We start from the raw sequence: 17471 nt of genomic DNA on the forward strand, positions 1-17471 counted from the left end.
CTCCGTCGGCCGGTCTCGTTCGTCCGGGTCCGGTCAGGCGATCGGGTCCGGCTCCTCGATCACGACCATCGCTCCCGCCACGTCCCCGTCGTGGGTGAGCGACAGGTGGATCTTCGCGGACGGCAGGAACTGCGCGGCCTCGTCGTGCAGCTTGATCGTCGGGCGCCCCCAGGCGTCGTTGACGACCTCGACCTGCACGTAGGCGTTGTCGCCGACGGCCGGCGGCCGGGCGAACCGGGAGGCCGCCCACGCCTTGATCACGGCCTCCTTCGCCGCCCAGCGCACCGCGTAGTGCCGGGCCGGTTCACTCTTGGCCTCGCAGTAGCGCCGCTCCCCCGGACGGAAGCTCGACTTCATCGCCGTACCGGGACGCTTCAGCTGCTCCTCGAACTCCGAGATCGTGACGACGTCGAAGCCGATTCCGAGAATGGCCATCACTGGCACCCCGGATTCCCGAGGCGGTACACGTGATCGCTGCCCAGGCGCGCATCCTCGGCGAGGAGCATGTCGGCCTCGAGCTGCCGGGATGCCTTGGCGGGCACCGAGTCCCCGCCGAAGCGACGGTCCGCCGGACGCTCGTACAGGCTGTCGCCACCGCACATCGCCGCGGCCAGACGGCGCTGACCGTCGACGGTGCGCTGCTGTGCCTGCGCCAGGTAGGCCTCGCGCTGGTCCGCCGGGATCGACTCGACGAACGCCTGCGGGTGAACCACCGCGATCAGGCCCGACACGTGACCGAAGCCGAGGCTGGTCAGCAGGCCGGCCTTGAGCGCGAACTGGTCGCCGAAGCGCAGCGGGGTCCGCGGCCACACCAGGTGCGAGAACTCCGCCATCTTGTCGTCGACGCAGTCGAGGCTGCGGTTCGGCGGGATGACGCCCTGGCCGAGGACCTGGCACAGGCCGATCAGCTGGAACGCCGCCGCACCACCCTTGGCGTGACCGGTGAGGGTCTTCTGCGAGATCACGAACAGCGGGGCACCCTCGCTGCGGCCCAGGGCCGCGGCCAGACGCTCGTGCAGTTCGGCCTCGTTCGGGTCGTTCGCCGCGGTCGAGGTGTCGTGCTTGGAGACCACCGAGATGTCGTCGGCGGTGACACCGAGCGCATTGAGCGACAGCGCGAGCTGCGAGTCCTGTCCCCCGCGTCCGGCGCCGAGGGCACCGATGCCGGGGGCCGGGATCGACGTGTGGACACCGTCGGCGAACGAACCCGCCCACGCGACCACACCGAGGACCGGCAGGCCCATCTCCAGGGCCAGGTCGCCCCGGGCCAGCAGGATCGTGCCGCCACCGGCCGACTCGACGAATCCGCCGCGACGGCGGTCGTTGGCCCGCGAGAAGCGACGATCGCTGATGCCCTTGGCGGTCATCTCGTCCGACTTCGCGGTCGCCGACATGTCACCGAAGCCGATGATGCCCTCGATACCGAGGTCGTCGAAGCCACCGGAGACGACCAGCTTGGCCTTGCCGAGCCGGATCTTGTCGACGCCCTCCTCGACGGAGACCGCAGCCGTGGCGCACGCCGCAACCGGATGCACCATCGCGCCGTAGCCACCGACGTACGACTGGACGACATGCGCCGCAATCACATTCGGCAGGGCTTCCTGCAGGATGTCGTTCGCGCGGGACTCACCGAGCAGCGTGTCGATGTACAGCGAGCGCATCGACGTCATGCCGCCCATACCGGTGCCCTGGGTGTTGGCGACGAACGCCGGGTGCACCCAACGGAGCAGTTCGGACGGGGTGAAGCCGCCGGTGAGGAACGCGTCGACGGTCGAGACGATGTTCCACAGGCCCACACGGTCCACGGATCCGGCCATGTCGGCGGGGATGCCCCACTTGGTGACGTCGAACCCGGTCGGGATCTGGCCGCCGACCGTGCGGGTCAGCTTCGCCTTGCGCGGCACGCGGATCTCGGTGCCGGCCTTGCGGGTGACGGTCCAGTCGCCGCTCTCCGCGTCGACCGCGGCGGTCGTGTTCTCCGGATCGGAGTCGACGAACGCCCGGGCCTCGGCCTCGGAGCCGACCACGAACGACAGGTCCTTGTCGATGAACACCGACGTCAGCAGCGGCGCCGTGTTGTCGACCATCGCGCCCTCGTCACCGTAGGTGCGGATACCGCACCGCTCGACGACGGCGTCGTGGTAGCGGTCGGCGATCTCCGCCTCCGGCACCAGGTCTCCGGTCTCGGCGTCGTACCAGCCGGCGACGGGATCGTTCTCCCACGTCACCAGGCCGGTGTTCCATGCCAGCTCGAGTACGCCGGCCGCCGAGAGCTGCTCGTCGACCTCCATCTCGAAGCGGGTCCGGGACGAACCGTACGGGCCGAGCTCACCGGCGCCGACGATCACGACCAGATCGGCAGGATCGACGTCCAGCTCGGGCCAGGACCCGACGGCCGGCAGTTCGACCGCACGCGGCGGAGCAGGCAGCGCCGCAATGGAATTCGCGTCGACACCGGCCTCGTCGGCCTTCTTGCCGGCGTTCTCGGCCGCCTCGGCGGCCTCCTTCGCCAGCGCGGGCAGATCCAGGTCGACCTCGGCGAGTCCGCCGGTCAGGTCGACCACACGCGGTGCATCCGCAGCAGCACGCCGGACGTCCGCCGTGCACGAGCCCAGCAGTTCGGTGGCCATCTCGTCGGTGGACCAGGTGCGCACGCCCTTGGCCTCGACGGCCTCGACCATCGGGTCGTTGCCGCCCATCAGGCCGGTGCCGCGCACCCACCCGATCAGCGCGTGGACGATCGTGACCCGCTCGGCCCACGTGCGCTCGGCCGACCAGCGTCCGACGACCGCGTCGAGCGCGGCCTTCGACTCGCCGTACGCGCCGTCGCCGCCGAACAGGCCGCGGTTCGGGGAACCGGGCAGCACCACGTGCAGGTGGGTGTCGACGTCGCTGTCGTAGCCGATCTTCGACAGACCGCCGATCAGTCGCTCCACCGACCACAGCAGGACCCGCATCTCCATCTCGGCGCGGGCGCCGGCGTCGGAGAGCTCACCGGCCACGCGAGGTGCGGCGAACGGGAACAGCATCGTCGGAGTCATCGCCTCCTTGATCAGCTTCTTCGCGCCACCCGCGGTCTCCGTCTGGACCGTGCCGACCCAGTCGATGAGCGCGTCGACGTCCGCGTAAGACGCCATGTTCGCGGGGACCACCCACAGGGCGGCACCGGCGCGGGCGTTGTCGGCGTAGAGCTTCCGGTAGAAGCCCAGCCGCGCGTCGTCGAGGCGCGAAGTGGTCACGACCACCGTCGCACCGCCGCCGAGCAGCTTGCCCGCCACCGAAGAGGCGATCGAGCCCTTGCTCGCACCGGTGACGACCGCGATCTCACCGGACCACTGGCCGGCCTCGTCGATCGGGGCGATCGCGACCTGCGCGATGCGGCCGTAGATCTCGGCGAGCGTGGTGCGGCCGCCGTCGGTGGCGCGCTGCTGCCACCACTGGGCGTGGGCAGCCACGGCAGCACCGGCACCGTCGAAACGCTCGACGGTCAGCTCGGTCTCGCCGATCCAGGCACGGGCCAGGTCCTCGCGAGCGGTGGCCCAGCGGTCGTCGATCAGGACGGCCTTCTTGGCGTCGAACGCGGGGGCGACCAGGCGCGGCCAGTCCGAACCCAGCTCGGCCGACACGAGGTCGACGAGCGCGGTGTCCTCGGTTGCGACCGCGGCCGCCGCCGCGTCGCTGAAGCCGAGCTGCTCGAGCACCAGACGGGCAGCAGAGGCGAGAACGCCGTTGCGACCGGTGATGTGCTCGGTGAACTCGCCGAGCGCGGCAGCGTCGACGGTTCCGCCTGCACCGCCACCGGCGGCCGGCAAGGAAACTGCGAGACCGCGTCGCGAGGCGACCGACTGCACGGCCGCGTCGACGAGCGCGTCGACCGCTGCGCCGTCGGCGATCGCACCCTCGTGCAAGCCGCCCATCGCGCCACCGCGGACGCTGGAGCCGTCACGGGTGCCGAGTGCGACCTCGGCGGTCACGTGGTGGGCCCAGCCGTCGCCGAGCTCCCAGACCTTCTTGACGCGGTCCGCGATCGCGGCGGGGCGGCGACCGGACGGGCCGAACACCTTCCGCAGGTGATCGTTGATCGAGTCGGACAGCACCGGGCCGAACGGCTTGTAGGTGCGCGCCAGGCGGTCGACCGTCACTGCGAGCGAGCCCATGTCGGCATCCGCGGCGCCGTCGATCGCGCCGAGCGACAGCTCGGCGCCGAGGTCGACGAGCAGCTGGTTGCGGCGCGAGGACACGCCGTCGCACAGCGCCTCGATGGTGTCGGCGGGACCGATCTGGTCCGGGCGCAGCTTGGTCCACAGGGCGATGAGCACCTTGGTGGCGTCGGCGGCCTTGAACGCGATGTCGTCCGGGCGCGGACCACCGGCCGGCGCGGCCGGGGCCGCGGCGGGCGCGGCGACAGCCGGAGCGGCTGCCGCTGCGGGAGCGGCACTTTCGATGGGCTCGTCATCCTCCACCGGCGCCGGGTCGACATCGGTGCTGTAGACGACGGACGCCTCACGCTCGATGTTGAGGACCTCGACCGTGCTGTTCGCATGCTCGGGCAGCTTCATCGTCTGCGACGCGAGGTTCGCGACGGTCGGGGTGGCACCCAGACCGATCTCGACGAACCGCTCCACCCCGAGGCCGCCGTCGGCCTCGTCGGTGAACAGCAGGTCCTGCGTCTCGATCCAGCGGACCGGGCTCGCGAACTGCCAGGCCAGCAGCTCGACGAGGATGACGCGGGTCAGCGCGACGGGGCGCTCGCTCCAGCTGTCGAAGTCGGCGAGCACGGCCTGCAACTGCTGCGACGGCACCAGGTCGGCGATCTCCTGGACGAAGTCGCGGCCCAGGTTGAACAGCTTCGGCACCAGGTTCGGGATGTAGCGGCCGATCAGCACCGACGGATCGATGTCCTGCGGCAGCAGCTCGTCGAGCTTGGCGCGGAAGTCGTCGACACCGCCCCGCAGCACGGTCGAGTGGAACGGCACGTCGATGCCGGGCACCACGATGAACGCGCGCTTGCCGCCGAAAGCCTCACGGCGGATGTCGATCTCACGCTCGAGCGCGGCGAGACCGTTGACCGTGCCGGCGATCGCGTACTGCGAACCCTTCAGGTTGAGGTTCACGATCTGCAGGAATTCACCCGTCGCGTCCGCGACGCCTCCGACGAAGGCCTGCAGCTCGTCGTCGGCGACACCGATCTGCGACGGACGGATCGCGGCCATGCGGTAGTCGCTGCGGCCGGCCGCGTCGCGCGGGACCAGCTCGTGCATCGCCGAACCGCGCTGGAACACGACCTCGAGCAGCGCCTCGAGCGGCAGCACACCGGCGACCGCGGCGAGCGCGTTGTACTCACCGACCGAGTGGCCGGCCAGGTACGAACCCTCCACGTAGGCACCGGATTCGCGCAGCTCCGCGACCTGGGCCACGCCGAGGGTGGCCATCGCGACCTGCGTGAACTGGGTCAGGTGCAGCACGCCGTCCGGGTGGCGATGCTCGACGCCCCGCGCCTTGACCAGCGTCGGGTTGTCACGGACCACGGCCAGGATCGAGAAGCCGAGGGCCTCACGGGTGTGCTTGTCGGCGCGCTCCCACACCTCGCGGGCGGCCTTGCTGCGGGCGCGGGCGTCGAGGCCCATGCCCGGGCGCTGGATGCCCTGACCGGGGAACGCGTACACCGTCTTCGGCGTGGCGGTGCGGCCGGTGGCGACCATCACCAGGTCGCCGTCGACACGGCAGCCCACCTCGACGATCTCGGCACCGCGGTCGGTCGCGACACGGTCGACGCGGACGTCGATCTCGGCGCCGGGACGGACCATCCCGAGGAAGCGGGCGGTCCACGCGGTGAGACGACGAGCCGGAGTCTTCGACTGCGGATCGACGGCGGTGACGGCCTGCTGTGCCGCGGCGGACAGCCACATGCCGTGCACGATCGGGCTGCCGAGCCCGGCCAGCAGTGCGGCCGCGTCGGACGTGTGGATCGGGTTGTGGTCACCGGAGACGCGGGCGAACGCCGCCATGTTCCGCGGCGCCACCATCTTCAGGTCGCGGCGACGGCGACGCGGGGTCTCGGCGACGTCGTCGCCGAGCGAACCGCCGGCGCGGGCCGGATCGGCCAGCTCACCCTTGCCGGTGCGACCGCGGATCGCGAAGCGCTCGGTGAGCGTCGCGACGGCCGGGGCGTCGAGGCCCTCGCCGAGCATCGCGCCGACCTCGACGCGGACCTCGACGACGCGACCCATGTCGGTGTCGACGATCTCGCCGGCCTCGGCACGGACCACGAGAATGCTGGTCTCCGTGGGCAGTTCACCCACCAGGTGCACGGCGTGGTCGAGGTGGACCAGGTCGAGCATGCCCTCGATGACGTGGACGCCCGCCGTGGTGGTCGCGGCACCCAGAGCGGCGAACACGGCCGGCCAGCAGGCGCCGACGACGACGTCGGGCACCGCATTGCCGCTGGTGCTCACGGTCTCCGGCAGGCCGACGCCGGTGACACCGGCGTGGTCGGCGACCAGGTCCGGGGTCCACGCGAGGTTGATGTGCGCGACACCACCCTTGACCGCCGGAAGCTCCTGTCCGGCAGCGACGCCGAGCAGTGCGGACATCGACGCCTCGGCGTCGGCCTCGGTGACGACCGGGGCACCGCCGTCGCGGACCGCGGCCGGGACGGTGATCCGGATCTCGACGGCCTTGCCCAGCGCGAGCGGGACCGTGAGGTCAACGTGCTCGGCGCCGGCGACGACCAGGCGGGCGCCGGTCTTGTCGTGGCTCGCGACGGTGTCGGACTCGATGGTCCACTCGGCGACCTCGCCGAGGCGACGGACCGGGTTCTGCGTCAGGCGCGCGGCCCACAGCACGTCGGGCGCGGTGAGGACGGCGTCGAGCAGACCCGTGCCGAAGCCACCGTGGCGACGACCCGCGACCTGGGCCGGGGTGACACCGGTCGCGACGAGCTCGTCGGCCGTGGCCTTCTCGAAGCGGTCGAGCAGATCGCCCACCGGCTCGTCGACGCGGGTGATGCCGGCGACCGCGACGGTGCCGGGGATGACGCACACCTGGTCGGCGCCGTAACGCGGATCGTGAGCCTGCCACAGCGAGTCCGAGCGCCACCAGCGACGGACGTCGCCGTCGACGACGGGCACGAAGTTGACGGGCTTACCGGGCGTCTTGCACAGCGCGGTGAAGAACGGGACATCGGCCGGGTGCAGCACCGTGGTGGCGTAGTCCGGGTATGCGGCCTCGAGCGCGCACAGCGCGGCGAACGGCTGGTCGAGCGTGGCCGAATCCGCGAACAGGGTCTCGATCGGTCCGCGGTCGTTGCGGTGCAGGCGGGCCTCGGCACGCTGGAGCATCTCACCGAAACGGGCACGCCACGAGACGTCCAGCCACACCGACTGCGTGGCCTCCGCGATCGCGTCCTGCACGTCGCCGCCGCAGTCGAACGCCTGCGGGGAGTCGACGCCGACGGCGAGCTCGAGGTAGCGGCGCAGCCACTGCTGGTAGGTCATGGCCGCGACGTCGCCGAAGTACGGCTTGGCGGTCACGTCCAGCGCGGCGATGATCTCGTCGCGGCGGGCAGCGACGGCCTCGGCGTCACCGGCGACCTCGTCGAGCAGACGACCGGTGCGCGATGCGGCGTTGTCGATCTCGTGGATGTCGGCGCCGAGCTGGCTGCGGCCGGAGGCCATGCCGCCCTCGGCGGTGCCCGCACCGACCCAGTCGGGGGTGCCGGGGGTGTCGACCAGCAGCTGCTTGACCTCGGGCGAGGTGGTGGCCTCGAGGGCTGCCATCGCGGCGGTGCCGACGAGGATGCCGTCGAGAGGCATTGCCGGGAAGCCGTATTCGGTGGACCAACGGCCGGTCAGGTAGTCGGCGGCCCGCTCCGGGGTTCCGATGCCGCCGCCGACGCAGAGCACCAGGTTCTCCCGGGTGCGCAGCTCGGCGTAGGTGTCGAGCAGCAGGTCGTCGAGGTCCTCCCACGAGTGGTGACCACCGGCGCGGCCGCCCTCGATGTGGACGATGACGGGGTACGTCGGGACCTCGTTGGCGATACGGATCACCGAACGGATCTGCGCGACGGTGCCCGGCTTGAACGCAACGTAGCTGAAGCCGGCCTCGGTGAGCTCCTCGATGATCGAGACGGCTTCCTCGAGCTCGGGGATGCCTGCGGTGACGACGACGCCGTCGAACGGGGCGCCCGCGGCCCGGGCGCGCGGCACGAGGCGCTTGCCGCCCACGTGCAGCTTCCACAGGTACGGATCCAGGAACATCGAGTTGAACTGCACGGCGCGCCCCGGCTCGAGCAGGCCCTTCAGTTCCTCGACGTGGTCGGCGAAGATCTGCTCCGTGACCTGGCCGCCGCCGGCGAGCTCGGCCCAGTGACCGGCGTTGGCCGCGGCGGCGACGATCTTCGGATCGACCGTCGTGGGGGTCATGCCGGCGAGCAGAATCGGCGAGCGACCGGTGAGCTTGGTGAACGCGGTCTCGACGGCGACGCGGCCGTCCGGCAGCTGAACTGCTTTGGGCGCGAACTCGGTCCACGCGCGCGGTACCTCGGGTGCGGCGCCCGGAGTGAGCAGGTTGCGGTGACCGCCGCGGGTGGACGCGGCGATGATGCCGACGCCGTGGCCGCGCAGGCCCGCAGAGGTCATGCGGGTGAGCAGGTCGCCGGGGCCCAGGTCCAGGATCCACGCGGCACCGGACTCGACGGCGCCGTCGACCGCGTCGACCCAGTCGACCGGATCGACCAGCACGGCCTGCGCGAGGGCGCGCACCTGCTCGGCGTCGAGGCCGCAGCGGGTGGCCCAGCCACCGATGATGTCGACGGCCTCGTTCAGGGCCGGGTGATGGAAGCCGACCTCGACGGACAGCGACTCGAAGACCGGCGAGAACACGGCGCCGCCGCGAGTCTTGGCGTCACGGGCGCGGGTCTCGTCGGCCGCGATCTGCTCGCAGCGCTGCTGCACGCGGGCCAGCTGGGCCGGCGGACCGGACAGCACGACACGACGGCGGCCGTTACGGATCGCCATGACGGCGGCGCGCTCAGGCTCCTGGCCCTCGGCGAGCTCGGCGACGATTGCCTCGAGACGATCGGGGTCGACGTTCGAGACGGCCAGCATCGGCGCGCGGTCGGCGGTGGCGATGATGCCGCGGCGACGGCCGACGAGACCGGCTCCGGCGCCGATGAGCTGGGCGGTGGCGAGCAGCGCACCATCAGCGGCACCGCCACCCTCCACGGCGGCGGCAGCGATGAGGCCCTGCGAGTGGCCGATCGTCGCGACCGGGGCTGTCTCCGCCGGATCGAGGCCCTGCTGCTGCAGCGCACGCAGCGCCGCGAGCTGGGTCAGGAAGACGCCGGGCAGCGACACTGCGGCGGAGGTGAGTGCGGCCGCGGACGGGCCGGCGGGCGCGCCGGCAGTGTCTTCATCGTCCGCGAGTTCCTGCTCGAGGATCCACGCGATCGGATCGAAACCGACCGGGCGAACCACCAGAAGGTCCTGCGCGACCGGCGCGAGGAGCGCGGCAGCCTCGTTCACCAGCTCGGTGAGCGTCGGCTCCAGGCCGCTGTCACGTGCGAGCTCCGCGAGGGCGCTCAGCCACGGCGCGCCCTGGCCACCGAAAGCCAGTGCGTACGGCTCGCCTGCCCGCAACCGGTCCACGAGCGGACCCTGCGCGGAGGACCGGGCAGAACCCCGATCCGATCCGAACTGGCTGCTCTCCCTCGAGGTTCGTCCGTTTCCTGCAGTGTCGTCGATCGTCACTGAAGTTAAGTCCTCTCCTGGTTCCCTGACGGGAGGTAGGTCGTGGTCGGCCGCCCTCGGCAGAGCTGTCGCGGCGATGTCGCGGCACCCCTCGAACACGCTTCGAAATCCAGCGAATCCGGGCGCGTCAAGGTTGGCACAAAATCATGAGGGAAGCCTCACGTTTGCCACCGACCCCCTTCCCTACCAGCGAGTATCAAGTGACATTGCGCACAGGATCGCGCGAAAGTGACCCGCCAGTAGACCGTGTAACTGCGGGTCACAGGCCATGCATGGACGTCCACAAACCTGAGGGAACCCTCACGTTGATTGTTATCAATTCGTGACCTCCTTGACGGCGGGCCTCGAACGTGCGGTCGGTTCGAAATCGGGGGTCGCGGTCGCGTCGGAGTCTGTCGGGATGCCCGGATAGCGTCCGCCCGGACAACCGAACACCAGGGGGGAACATGGATACACCGGAGGTTCACGGACTCGCCGATGCATTCGTAGATGATGCATTCGTCGATGCACTCGTCGAACACATCGCCGCGACACTGCCGAGCGAGCGGTCGCAGTGGCCGCCGGCCTGGCCGGAGGAGGCCGAGGCCGCCCTGCTCGACGCCGTCTTCTCGGCACGGGCAACGTACGGCACACCGCGCACCGGTGTCCGACGCGTGATCGAGAACTGGCGCTGTCATCGCAGCACGCGACTCGACGACATCAGCGCGCTGGCGGACTTCGCCGACACCCCGGACCGACTCGCCGAGATCCTGGGCAACCGGCAACGCGTTCCGGGCAACTACACCACCAAGGCCGAGGCGACCGCTCTCGCCGCCGTAGGCCTCGCGCACGCCGGCATCGACACCTCCCGGAAACTGGCCGACGGGCGGGGCGCCTGGTCCGTCATCACCGCCATCCCCGGACTCGGCACCACAGCATGGGAGACGTTCGTGTTGCGCCTCGGGCTCATCGGCCCTCGAACGCTCGAGGCTCTGTGCATGTTCGTCACGGAGGCAACCGGATCGGCGCAACCGGTCACCGAGTCCCATGCCCTGGAGTTGCTGGCCGGCGCCGCGGAGACGGCCGACCTCGATCCGGCAGCGCTGCTGAACGCGGTATGGCGGCACCAGCGGGCACAGGCCGGCAGGCGGGCACCGAAGCCGTTGTCCGCGTAGACGAACAGCCGTACGCCGACCGTCGGCCGGTCCTGACGATGGAGACCGGTCGACGGTGGCGTAGTCTGACAAGCGCTCGCGCGAGTGGCGGAATTGGCAGACGCGCTGGATTTAGGTTCCAGTGTCTCAGGACGTGGGGGTTCAAGTCCCCCCTCGCGCACTCAAATCAAACGAAATGACCCCCGACTCGGTTTCATGAATCTCGGGTCGGGTGTCATTGCCTGTTCGTCAGTGGCTCTCATGCATGCCCCTGCGGGCGAGGTCGAGGATCGCTGCAGCACTGTTCACGGCGCCGACTGGCTGCGCCAGCGGCTGCACCGTACGGGCGGCGTGCCGGAGACTCTCGTCGTGCAGCAGGCGCTCCACGATATGGGGCAGTCTTCCGCGACGGATGTCCCGCGGGGTGAACCGGAGGGCGTTGCCGTACCGGGCGCACTCGTCGAGGTTGATTCGCTGTTCCGACTGCAGGCCGATCCCCGCGAAGGGCGCTCCGGATGCGCAGGCGGTCTGCACGGTGCCCTCGCCACCGTGAATGATCGAGGCGTCGATCATCCCCGCCAGCAGGTGCGCGGGCAGGAAGTCGTACACCTGCACGTTTTCGGGGAGGGCCGCGCAGTCGTCCTCGGTGACGTATCGCCCCGCGCTCGACACGATGTCGATGTCCATCCGGGAGAGCTGTTTCAGCACCTCGAGCACGAGTCGTCGTCCCGCGGACGACCCCATACCGATGTACACGGCGGGTCGCTTCCTTTCCGCAAGAGACGCTACGCGATGCGGAAGCTCGCCAGCACTCTGAGCGAAGAGGGGGCCGACCGCGATCTCCCGGGCCGCGAGGGGCCGCTGGTCGGCGAACGGAAACAATGACGCGATCAGATTGAGGTCTGCGTCGAGCGCTGCCAGCGTGCGCTCGGGCAGGTGGACGGCATGCTCGGCGGCAACGCGGCGGAAGGAGCCAGGTTTCCACCGGGCCTTGGTAGCGGCCTGGCGCAAGAACCATGCGGCTGCACGGTTCACGTCAGCGGCCACCGCACCCTGGCCGGCCGTCAGCGGGAACATGGTCATCCGGGTCAGGTGACCATGGCTCATCGCATAGGGACGGACATACACGAGAGGAACCCGCGCCGCCCTCGCCGAGATGAACAGCGTCAGCGTGGTGCCGATCACGATGCAATCGGGCCGCCACCGTTCGATCAACGCGAGTTCACTCGCAACCCGCGTTCGCACCATGGAGTCGGTGAACGGGTGCCGCAGCGCGCGCCCCTGATCCACCGCGATGAGCTGCTCCGCTTCCCGTTCGCTCAGTTCAGGGTCGAGAAGCTCGAGCGCGAGCCCGGCCTCCCGGACGTAACCGGCGAAGCGTCGCGAGTATCCCATGAAGAGCACGTCATGCCCGCCGGCCCGTATCTCCTTCGCGACCTCGACCGCACGGGAGGTCTCGCCGAGATTGAACGTTTCCGGCGCGAACAGGACCCGCAGGCGCCGGGTACCGCTCATCCCTCCTGCCCTTCCGGGAAGTACGCAGCGACGGATCGAAACATGAGGTCACGAACGTGCCGAGCGCTCGACAGGGATGCTGGTTCCCCGTCGCTTCCAGTCCGAGACAGTCCAGCGAGATGGGGGTACCGCTCGCCGGACAACCGCCGGCCTGCACTCACGGCGGATTCCAGCAGAAAATCAAGATCATCGACAGGATCGCCCGCTGCCTTTCGTCGGCGAGCCTCGAACCGGATGTTCTCGGTTATCAGCAGCACCGTGCTCAAGCGCTCACTCGATGGAAGCAGACTCTCATCGAACAGGCTCAGTGCCCTGTCGATCCACGCGAGATTCTGCGGAGTCACGCCGTTCACGTCCGTCGGCAGTTCGAGTAGCCAAGGGTCGGACGCATAGATACCGAGCAGGGCATCCCACAGTGCCGTAAACCGTTCTCGCCAAGAGCCGTTCAGCTGCGGTGGTTCACCGAGTGCTCGGTCGAGCATGGCGGAAAGTAGATCGTCCCGGTCGCTGACGTGGCGGTACAACGCCATCTTCGCGCACAGTGCGGTTTCGGCCACGCGCGCCATCGTGACCGCCGCCAACCCGTCGGTCCGGGCGAGCGTGATCGAGGCATCGACAATTTCGGTGAGCGACAGCCTCGGCTTCGGACCCGGGCGGAGCACCGAAGGAGTGCCCCAGAGTCGCGAGAGCGCCAAGCCCGGTTCAGTCATGCACCCCTCCGGTAAAGATTGCTCAGACATCCACAATAGCGTCCTATGGACGCAGATAGAGTTCCGGGCCCGAGTGTCACGCGACGACGAGCTCCGCCGATAGCGACGCCCCTTACCGGGTGACAACGGAACGAGACAGCGGCGGAACGAACCGGCAGAACGCGCCTACGCGTCCTCCGGCGCGAGGAGAGTCAGCGCGAGGAGTACCGACCAGTTCGCATCCTCGCTCGCACACCACACCGGTCGGGCACATCGCGAGTGTCTGTGTTGCAAACATCTGCGGATCCGGGTCCATGAGCACCCCCCTCCCGACTAGCGTCGGTTCTCACCGCCCGTCCCATGCACGGCGCGGCGGTCCACCGAGGCAGCTCTCCACCACGACGGGAGGCCGGGATGTCCACTCGAACGCTCTCCGACTCGACCTTCATCCACATCATCGATGTGCAGGCAGACAAGGTCGACATCGCCGAATGGCTGTTCACGCTTCCCGAAGCGGAGTTCCAGCAATGTTGCCCCCCGGACCACGTCACGGTGGGCGTCGGCACCGGGGCGGACGGTAGGCCGATGTCCATCGGCGTGGAGCAGATCGGCAAGACACTGCTGATCCACCACTACATCGGTGAGGTAGTCGCGCCACACCACTGCCGGATGGTGTCCACGTCCGACGCCGTCACCCCCGACGGACGCACGACCGTCCAGGCCACGTGGGAACTGCGCGCGGAGGCCACCGACGACGGACGCTGCACCATCACCAACCGCGTCGTGCTTACGCCGACCGGCGACTACTTCGCGTTCCTCGACGGGCACGGCATCACCTACGAGGACGCCGCCGGCACCGTCAACGCCGCCGCGGCCGACCACAACCGGCGCGAGACGCCCGGCCTCGCGGCAAGCATCGCCCGCCGCGCATCGACGCCGAACGGGCGGCACGCGATGGATTCCGTTCCGGCAGCGAAGATTCGGAACGGCGATTCCGCGGCCGGGCCCGACGGCGAGGCCGCCAAGGCCGTGGTCCGCCGGAACACCGAGGAGGTGCAGGGCGGTGGCGATTACGCGGTGTTCGACGAACTGTTCGCGGACGACTACGTCGACCACACCCCGCAACCCGGCACCACCCCGGACAAGGCGGGCACGAGACTGCTCTACCAGTCACTACGGGCGGCGTTTCCGGACTTCCACCCCGAGATCCATTGGCAGGCGGTGGACGGCGACCTCGTGACGACGCACAAGACGTATCACGGCACCCACCGGGGAGTGTTCCTCGGTGTGGCACCGACCGGCCGCGAGATCCATTTCGAGACGGTCGACGCGATGCGGGTGCACAACGGCCGGATCGTCGAGCACTGGGGTGTAGCCAACCTGTTCTCGCTGATGAAGCAACTCGGCCGAGTCGACGCGACCACCGCCCACCGGAGCGACGTCGCCGACATGGTGTCGCACACCCAGCGCCGTTGCCGCAGGCGTATTCAGTGCTGAGAAGCTCCGCGACACCGGCACAGGGCATGCGACGACCGCTCGTCGGACGCGGGGCCCGCCGACCTCATCGGCCGGCTCCGCCAACAGAATCGGGGTCAGCCCCGCGTCGTGACGACCTGTCCCCCGACCATCACGAGCGACGGCTCCGCGAGAACTTGCGGCCCGGTGCGCGGATCCTTTTCGTACACAATGAGATCGGCCGGGGCGCCCGGCTCGAGTCCGCCACCGCCGAGCCACGTCTGCGCATTCCAGCACGCGGCGCCGAGAGCCTCGGTGGGCGTCATGCCGACCTTGCCGAGCGAGGCGACCTCGTCGGCGATCCGCCCGTGCTTCACGTGTCCGCCGGCGTCGGTGCCCGCGTAGATCGCGATGCCGGCATCGCGGGCGGCACCGATGGTGTCGTTCACCCGCGCGTACAGGTCGCGCATGTGCGCGGCGTATACGGGGAATCGCGTCGCGCCGTCGGCGATCTCCGGGAAGTTGTCGATGTTGATCAGCGTCGGCACCAGCGCGGTGCCGCGTTCGACCATCATCGCGATGGTGGTGTCGGTCAGGCCGGTGCCGTGCTCGATGCAGTCGATCCCGGCGTTGATCAGACCGGGCAGCGCGTCTTCGCCGAACACGTGGGCGGTGACCCGGGCGCCCTCGCGGTGCGCCGCCTCGATCGCGTCGACGAGGATGCCGTCGCTCCACAGCGGTGCCAGGTCACCGACCTCGCGGTCGATCCAGTCGCCCACGAGCTTGACCCAGCCGTCACCGGCGCGAGCCTGCCGCACCACCTCGTCGGGCAACTGGGACTCGTCCTCGAGATCCACCGGCAGCCCGCGGATGTACCGCTTCGGGGCGGCGATGTGCCGTCCGGCGCGGATGATCCGCGGCAGCCCCGCGACGTCGTCGAGCGAGCGTGTGTCCACCGGCGATCCGGCGTCGCGGATCAGCAGGACGCCGGCGTCACGCTCGGTGCGGGCCTGTGCCAGCGCACCGTCCAGGTCCTCCGCACCGCCGCCGTACCGGATCCCGACGTGGCAGTGCGCGTCGACGAGACCCGGCAGGATCCAGCCGTCCGTGCACAGCGTCCGCGCGCCGGGCACCGGCTCGGCCGAGAACACACCGTCGCGCACCCACAGGTCGAACGGTTGCTCGTCGGGCAGTCCGGTGCCCCGCAGGTGGAACGAGCTCACGGATGTGCCTACTTCTTGGGGAGCTTGAGCTGCGACAGATCGATGCCCTCGAGTCCCGGCGGCAACTGGTCGAGACCCTTGGGCATGTTCGACAGGTCCGGCATGCCGGCGGGCATGCCACCCATGCCCGGCATTCCGGCGGGGAAGCCGCCCGGGAAACCACCCCGGATCTTGGGCTGCGTCGGGCCCTTGCCGCCCTTCTTGCCCTTCTTCCCCTTCTTGCCCTTCATCTGCTTGCGCGCACCGGGCATGCCCATGCGTCCGGCCATCGCGGCCATCATCTTGCGGGCCTCGAAGAAGCGCTCGACGAGCTGATTGACGTCGGAGACCTTGACGCCCGAGCCGTTCGCGATCCGCAGTCGACGCGAACCGTTGATGATCTTCGGGTTCTCGCGCTCCTCCGGGGTCATGCCTCGGATGATCGCCTGGATCCGGTCGAGCTGCTTCTCGTCGACGTTGGCGAGCGCGTCCTTCATCTGCCCCGCGCCGGGCAGCATGCCCAGCAGGTTGCCGATGGGGCCCATCTTGCGCACGGCCATCATCTGGTCGAGGAAGTCCTCGAGCGTCAGCTGGCCGGAGCCGATCTTGTGCGCGGTCTCCTCAGCCTGCTGCGCATCGAACACCTGCTCGGCCTGCTCGATGAGGCTGAGCACGTCGCCCATGCCGAGAATGCGGCTGGCCATACGGTCCGGGTGGAAGACGTCGAAGTCTTCGAGTTTCTCGCCGGTCGACGCGAACAGAATCGGCTCGCCGGTGACCTCGCGGACGCTCAGCGCGGCGCCGCCGCGGGCGTCGCCGTCGAGCTTGGTGAGCACGACGCCGGTGAAACCGACGCCCTCACGGAACGCCTCGGCGGTGCTGACCGCGTCCTGACCGATCATCGAGTCGAGCACGAAGATCGTCTCGTCGGGCTGGACGGCGTCGCGGATCCCGGCGGCCTGCGCCATCAGGTCCGCATCGATGCCGAGACGTCCGGCGGTATCGACGATCACGACGTCGTACTGCTTGTTGCGGGCTTCCTCGACACCGGCCTTGGCGACCTCGACGGGGTCGGCGGCCGAGACACCGAGCGCGTTGTCGCCACCACCGATCGACGTGCCGGGATGCGGCGCGAACACCGCGGCACCCGCGCGCTCACCAACGATCCGCAGCTGGCTGACGGCGCCGGGACGCTGGAGGTCACACGCGACGAGCAGCGGGGTGTGGCCCTGGTCCTTGAGCCACTTCGCGAGCTTGCCGGCGAGGGTGGTCTTACCGGAACCCTGCAGACCGGCCAGCATGATCACCGTCGGCGGCGTCTTCGCGAACTGCAGACGACGCGTCTCGCCGCCCAGGATGCCGACGAGTTCCTCGTTGACGATCTTGACGACCTGCTGCGCCGGGTTGAGCGCGCCGGAGACCTCAGCGCCCTTCGCGCGTTCCTTGATCTTGGCGATGAAGGAGCGGACGACGGGCAGCGCGACGTCAGCCTCGAGGAGTGCGAGACGGATCTCGCGGCACGTGGCGTCGATGTCGGCTCCGGAGAGTCGACCCTTGCCACGCAGATCCTTGAGGGCTCCGGTCAACCTGTCGGAAAGGGATTCGAACACCGAGTGCGCTCCTGAGCTCTGAGAGAAGGCCGTGAATATTCTCGCAACCAGGGTAACCGCTCGACGCGGTCGGACCGCGCGGCAACCCTGTACCCGGCACCGATGAACCGGCGAACGG

The 17471-nt window shown here is 69.7% G+C and carries 8 protein-coding genes and 1 tRNA gene; 3 read left to right on the forward strand and 6 right to left on the reverse strand.

Going from position 1 to position 17471, the window contains the following annotated elements; genetic code table 11:
- Positions 1 to 33 precede the first annotated feature (33 nt).
- Positions 34 to 435, reverse strand: coding sequence for a holo-ACP synthase AcpS (gene acpS / locus AB4Z09_RS17700; RefSeq protein WP_114724071.1), 402 nt, complete (start codon positions 433 to 435; stop codon positions 34 to 36).
- Complete coding sequence (locus AB4Z09_RS17705; RefSeq protein WP_442240305.1) at positions 435 to 9749, reverse strand: fatty acid synthase subunit beta domain-containing protein; 9315 nt, start codon at positions 9747 to 9749, stop codon at positions 435 to 437. Before AB4Z09_RS17705 ends, acpS begins: the two co-directional genes overlap by 1 nt.
- A gap of 446 nt (positions 9750 to 10195) precedes the next feature.
- Here AB4Z09_RS17705 and AB4Z09_RS17710 point away from each other — a divergent pair, with 446 nt between their 5' ends.
- The gene (locus AB4Z09_RS17710; RefSeq protein ID WP_442240306.1) at positions 10196 to 10903 is read left to right on the forward strand and encodes a hypothetical protein; all 708 of its coding nucleotides are present in this window, start codon (positions 10196 to 10198) and stop codon (positions 10901 to 10903) included.
- Positions 10904 to 10981: 78 nt separating this feature from the next.
- Positions 10982 to 11063 (forward strand) — tRNA-Leu (locus AB4Z09_RS17715).
- 68 nt (positions 11064 to 11131) lie between these two features.
- On the opposite strand, the gene AB4Z09_RS17720 is transcribed toward AB4Z09_RS17715, so the two are convergent.
- On the reverse strand, positions 11132 to 12397 hold the full coding sequence (locus AB4Z09_RS17720) for a glycosyltransferase (RefSeq protein WP_442240307.1): 1266 nt from the start codon (positions 12395 to 12397) through the stop codon (positions 11132 to 11134).
- Entirely contained in the window at positions 12394 to 13137 is a 744-nt protein-coding gene (locus AB4Z09_RS17725; RefSeq protein ID WP_442240308.1) for a TetR/AcrR family transcriptional regulator, read from the reverse strand. Before AB4Z09_RS17725 ends, AB4Z09_RS17720 begins: the two co-directional genes overlap by 4 nt.
- Positions 13138 to 13500: 363 nt before the next feature.
- Here AB4Z09_RS17725 and AB4Z09_RS17730 point away from each other — a divergent pair, with 363 nt between their 5' ends.
- Complete coding sequence (locus AB4Z09_RS17730; RefSeq protein ID WP_442240309.1) at positions 13501 to 14583, forward strand: ester cyclase; 1083 nt, start codon at positions 13501 to 13503, stop codon at positions 14581 to 14583.
- A gap of 95 nt (positions 14584 to 14678) precedes the next feature.
- Here the strand turns inward: AB4Z09_RS17730 and AB4Z09_RS17735 are convergent, their stop codons facing one another.
- Both AB4Z09_RS17735 and ffh read right to left on the reverse strand, forming a co-directional pair.
- Complete coding sequence (locus tag AB4Z09_RS17735; protein WP_442240310.1) at positions 14679 to 15764, reverse strand: amidohydrolase family protein; 1086 nt, start codon at positions 15762 to 15764, stop codon at positions 14679 to 14681.
- 8 nt (positions 15765 to 15772) lie between these two features.
- Positions 15773 to 17353, reverse strand: a complete 1581-nt coding sequence (gene ffh / locus AB4Z09_RS17740; protein ID WP_442240311.1) for a signal recognition particle protein — start codon at positions 17351 to 17353, stop codon at positions 15773 to 15775.
- Positions 17354 to 17471: the final 118 nt, after the last annotated feature.

Source organism: Rhodococcus sp. TAF43, from assembly GCF_052113525.1.
In the GTDB taxonomy this organism is placed as follows: Bacteria; Actinomycetota; Actinomycetes; order Mycobacteriales; family Mycobacteriaceae; genus Prescottella.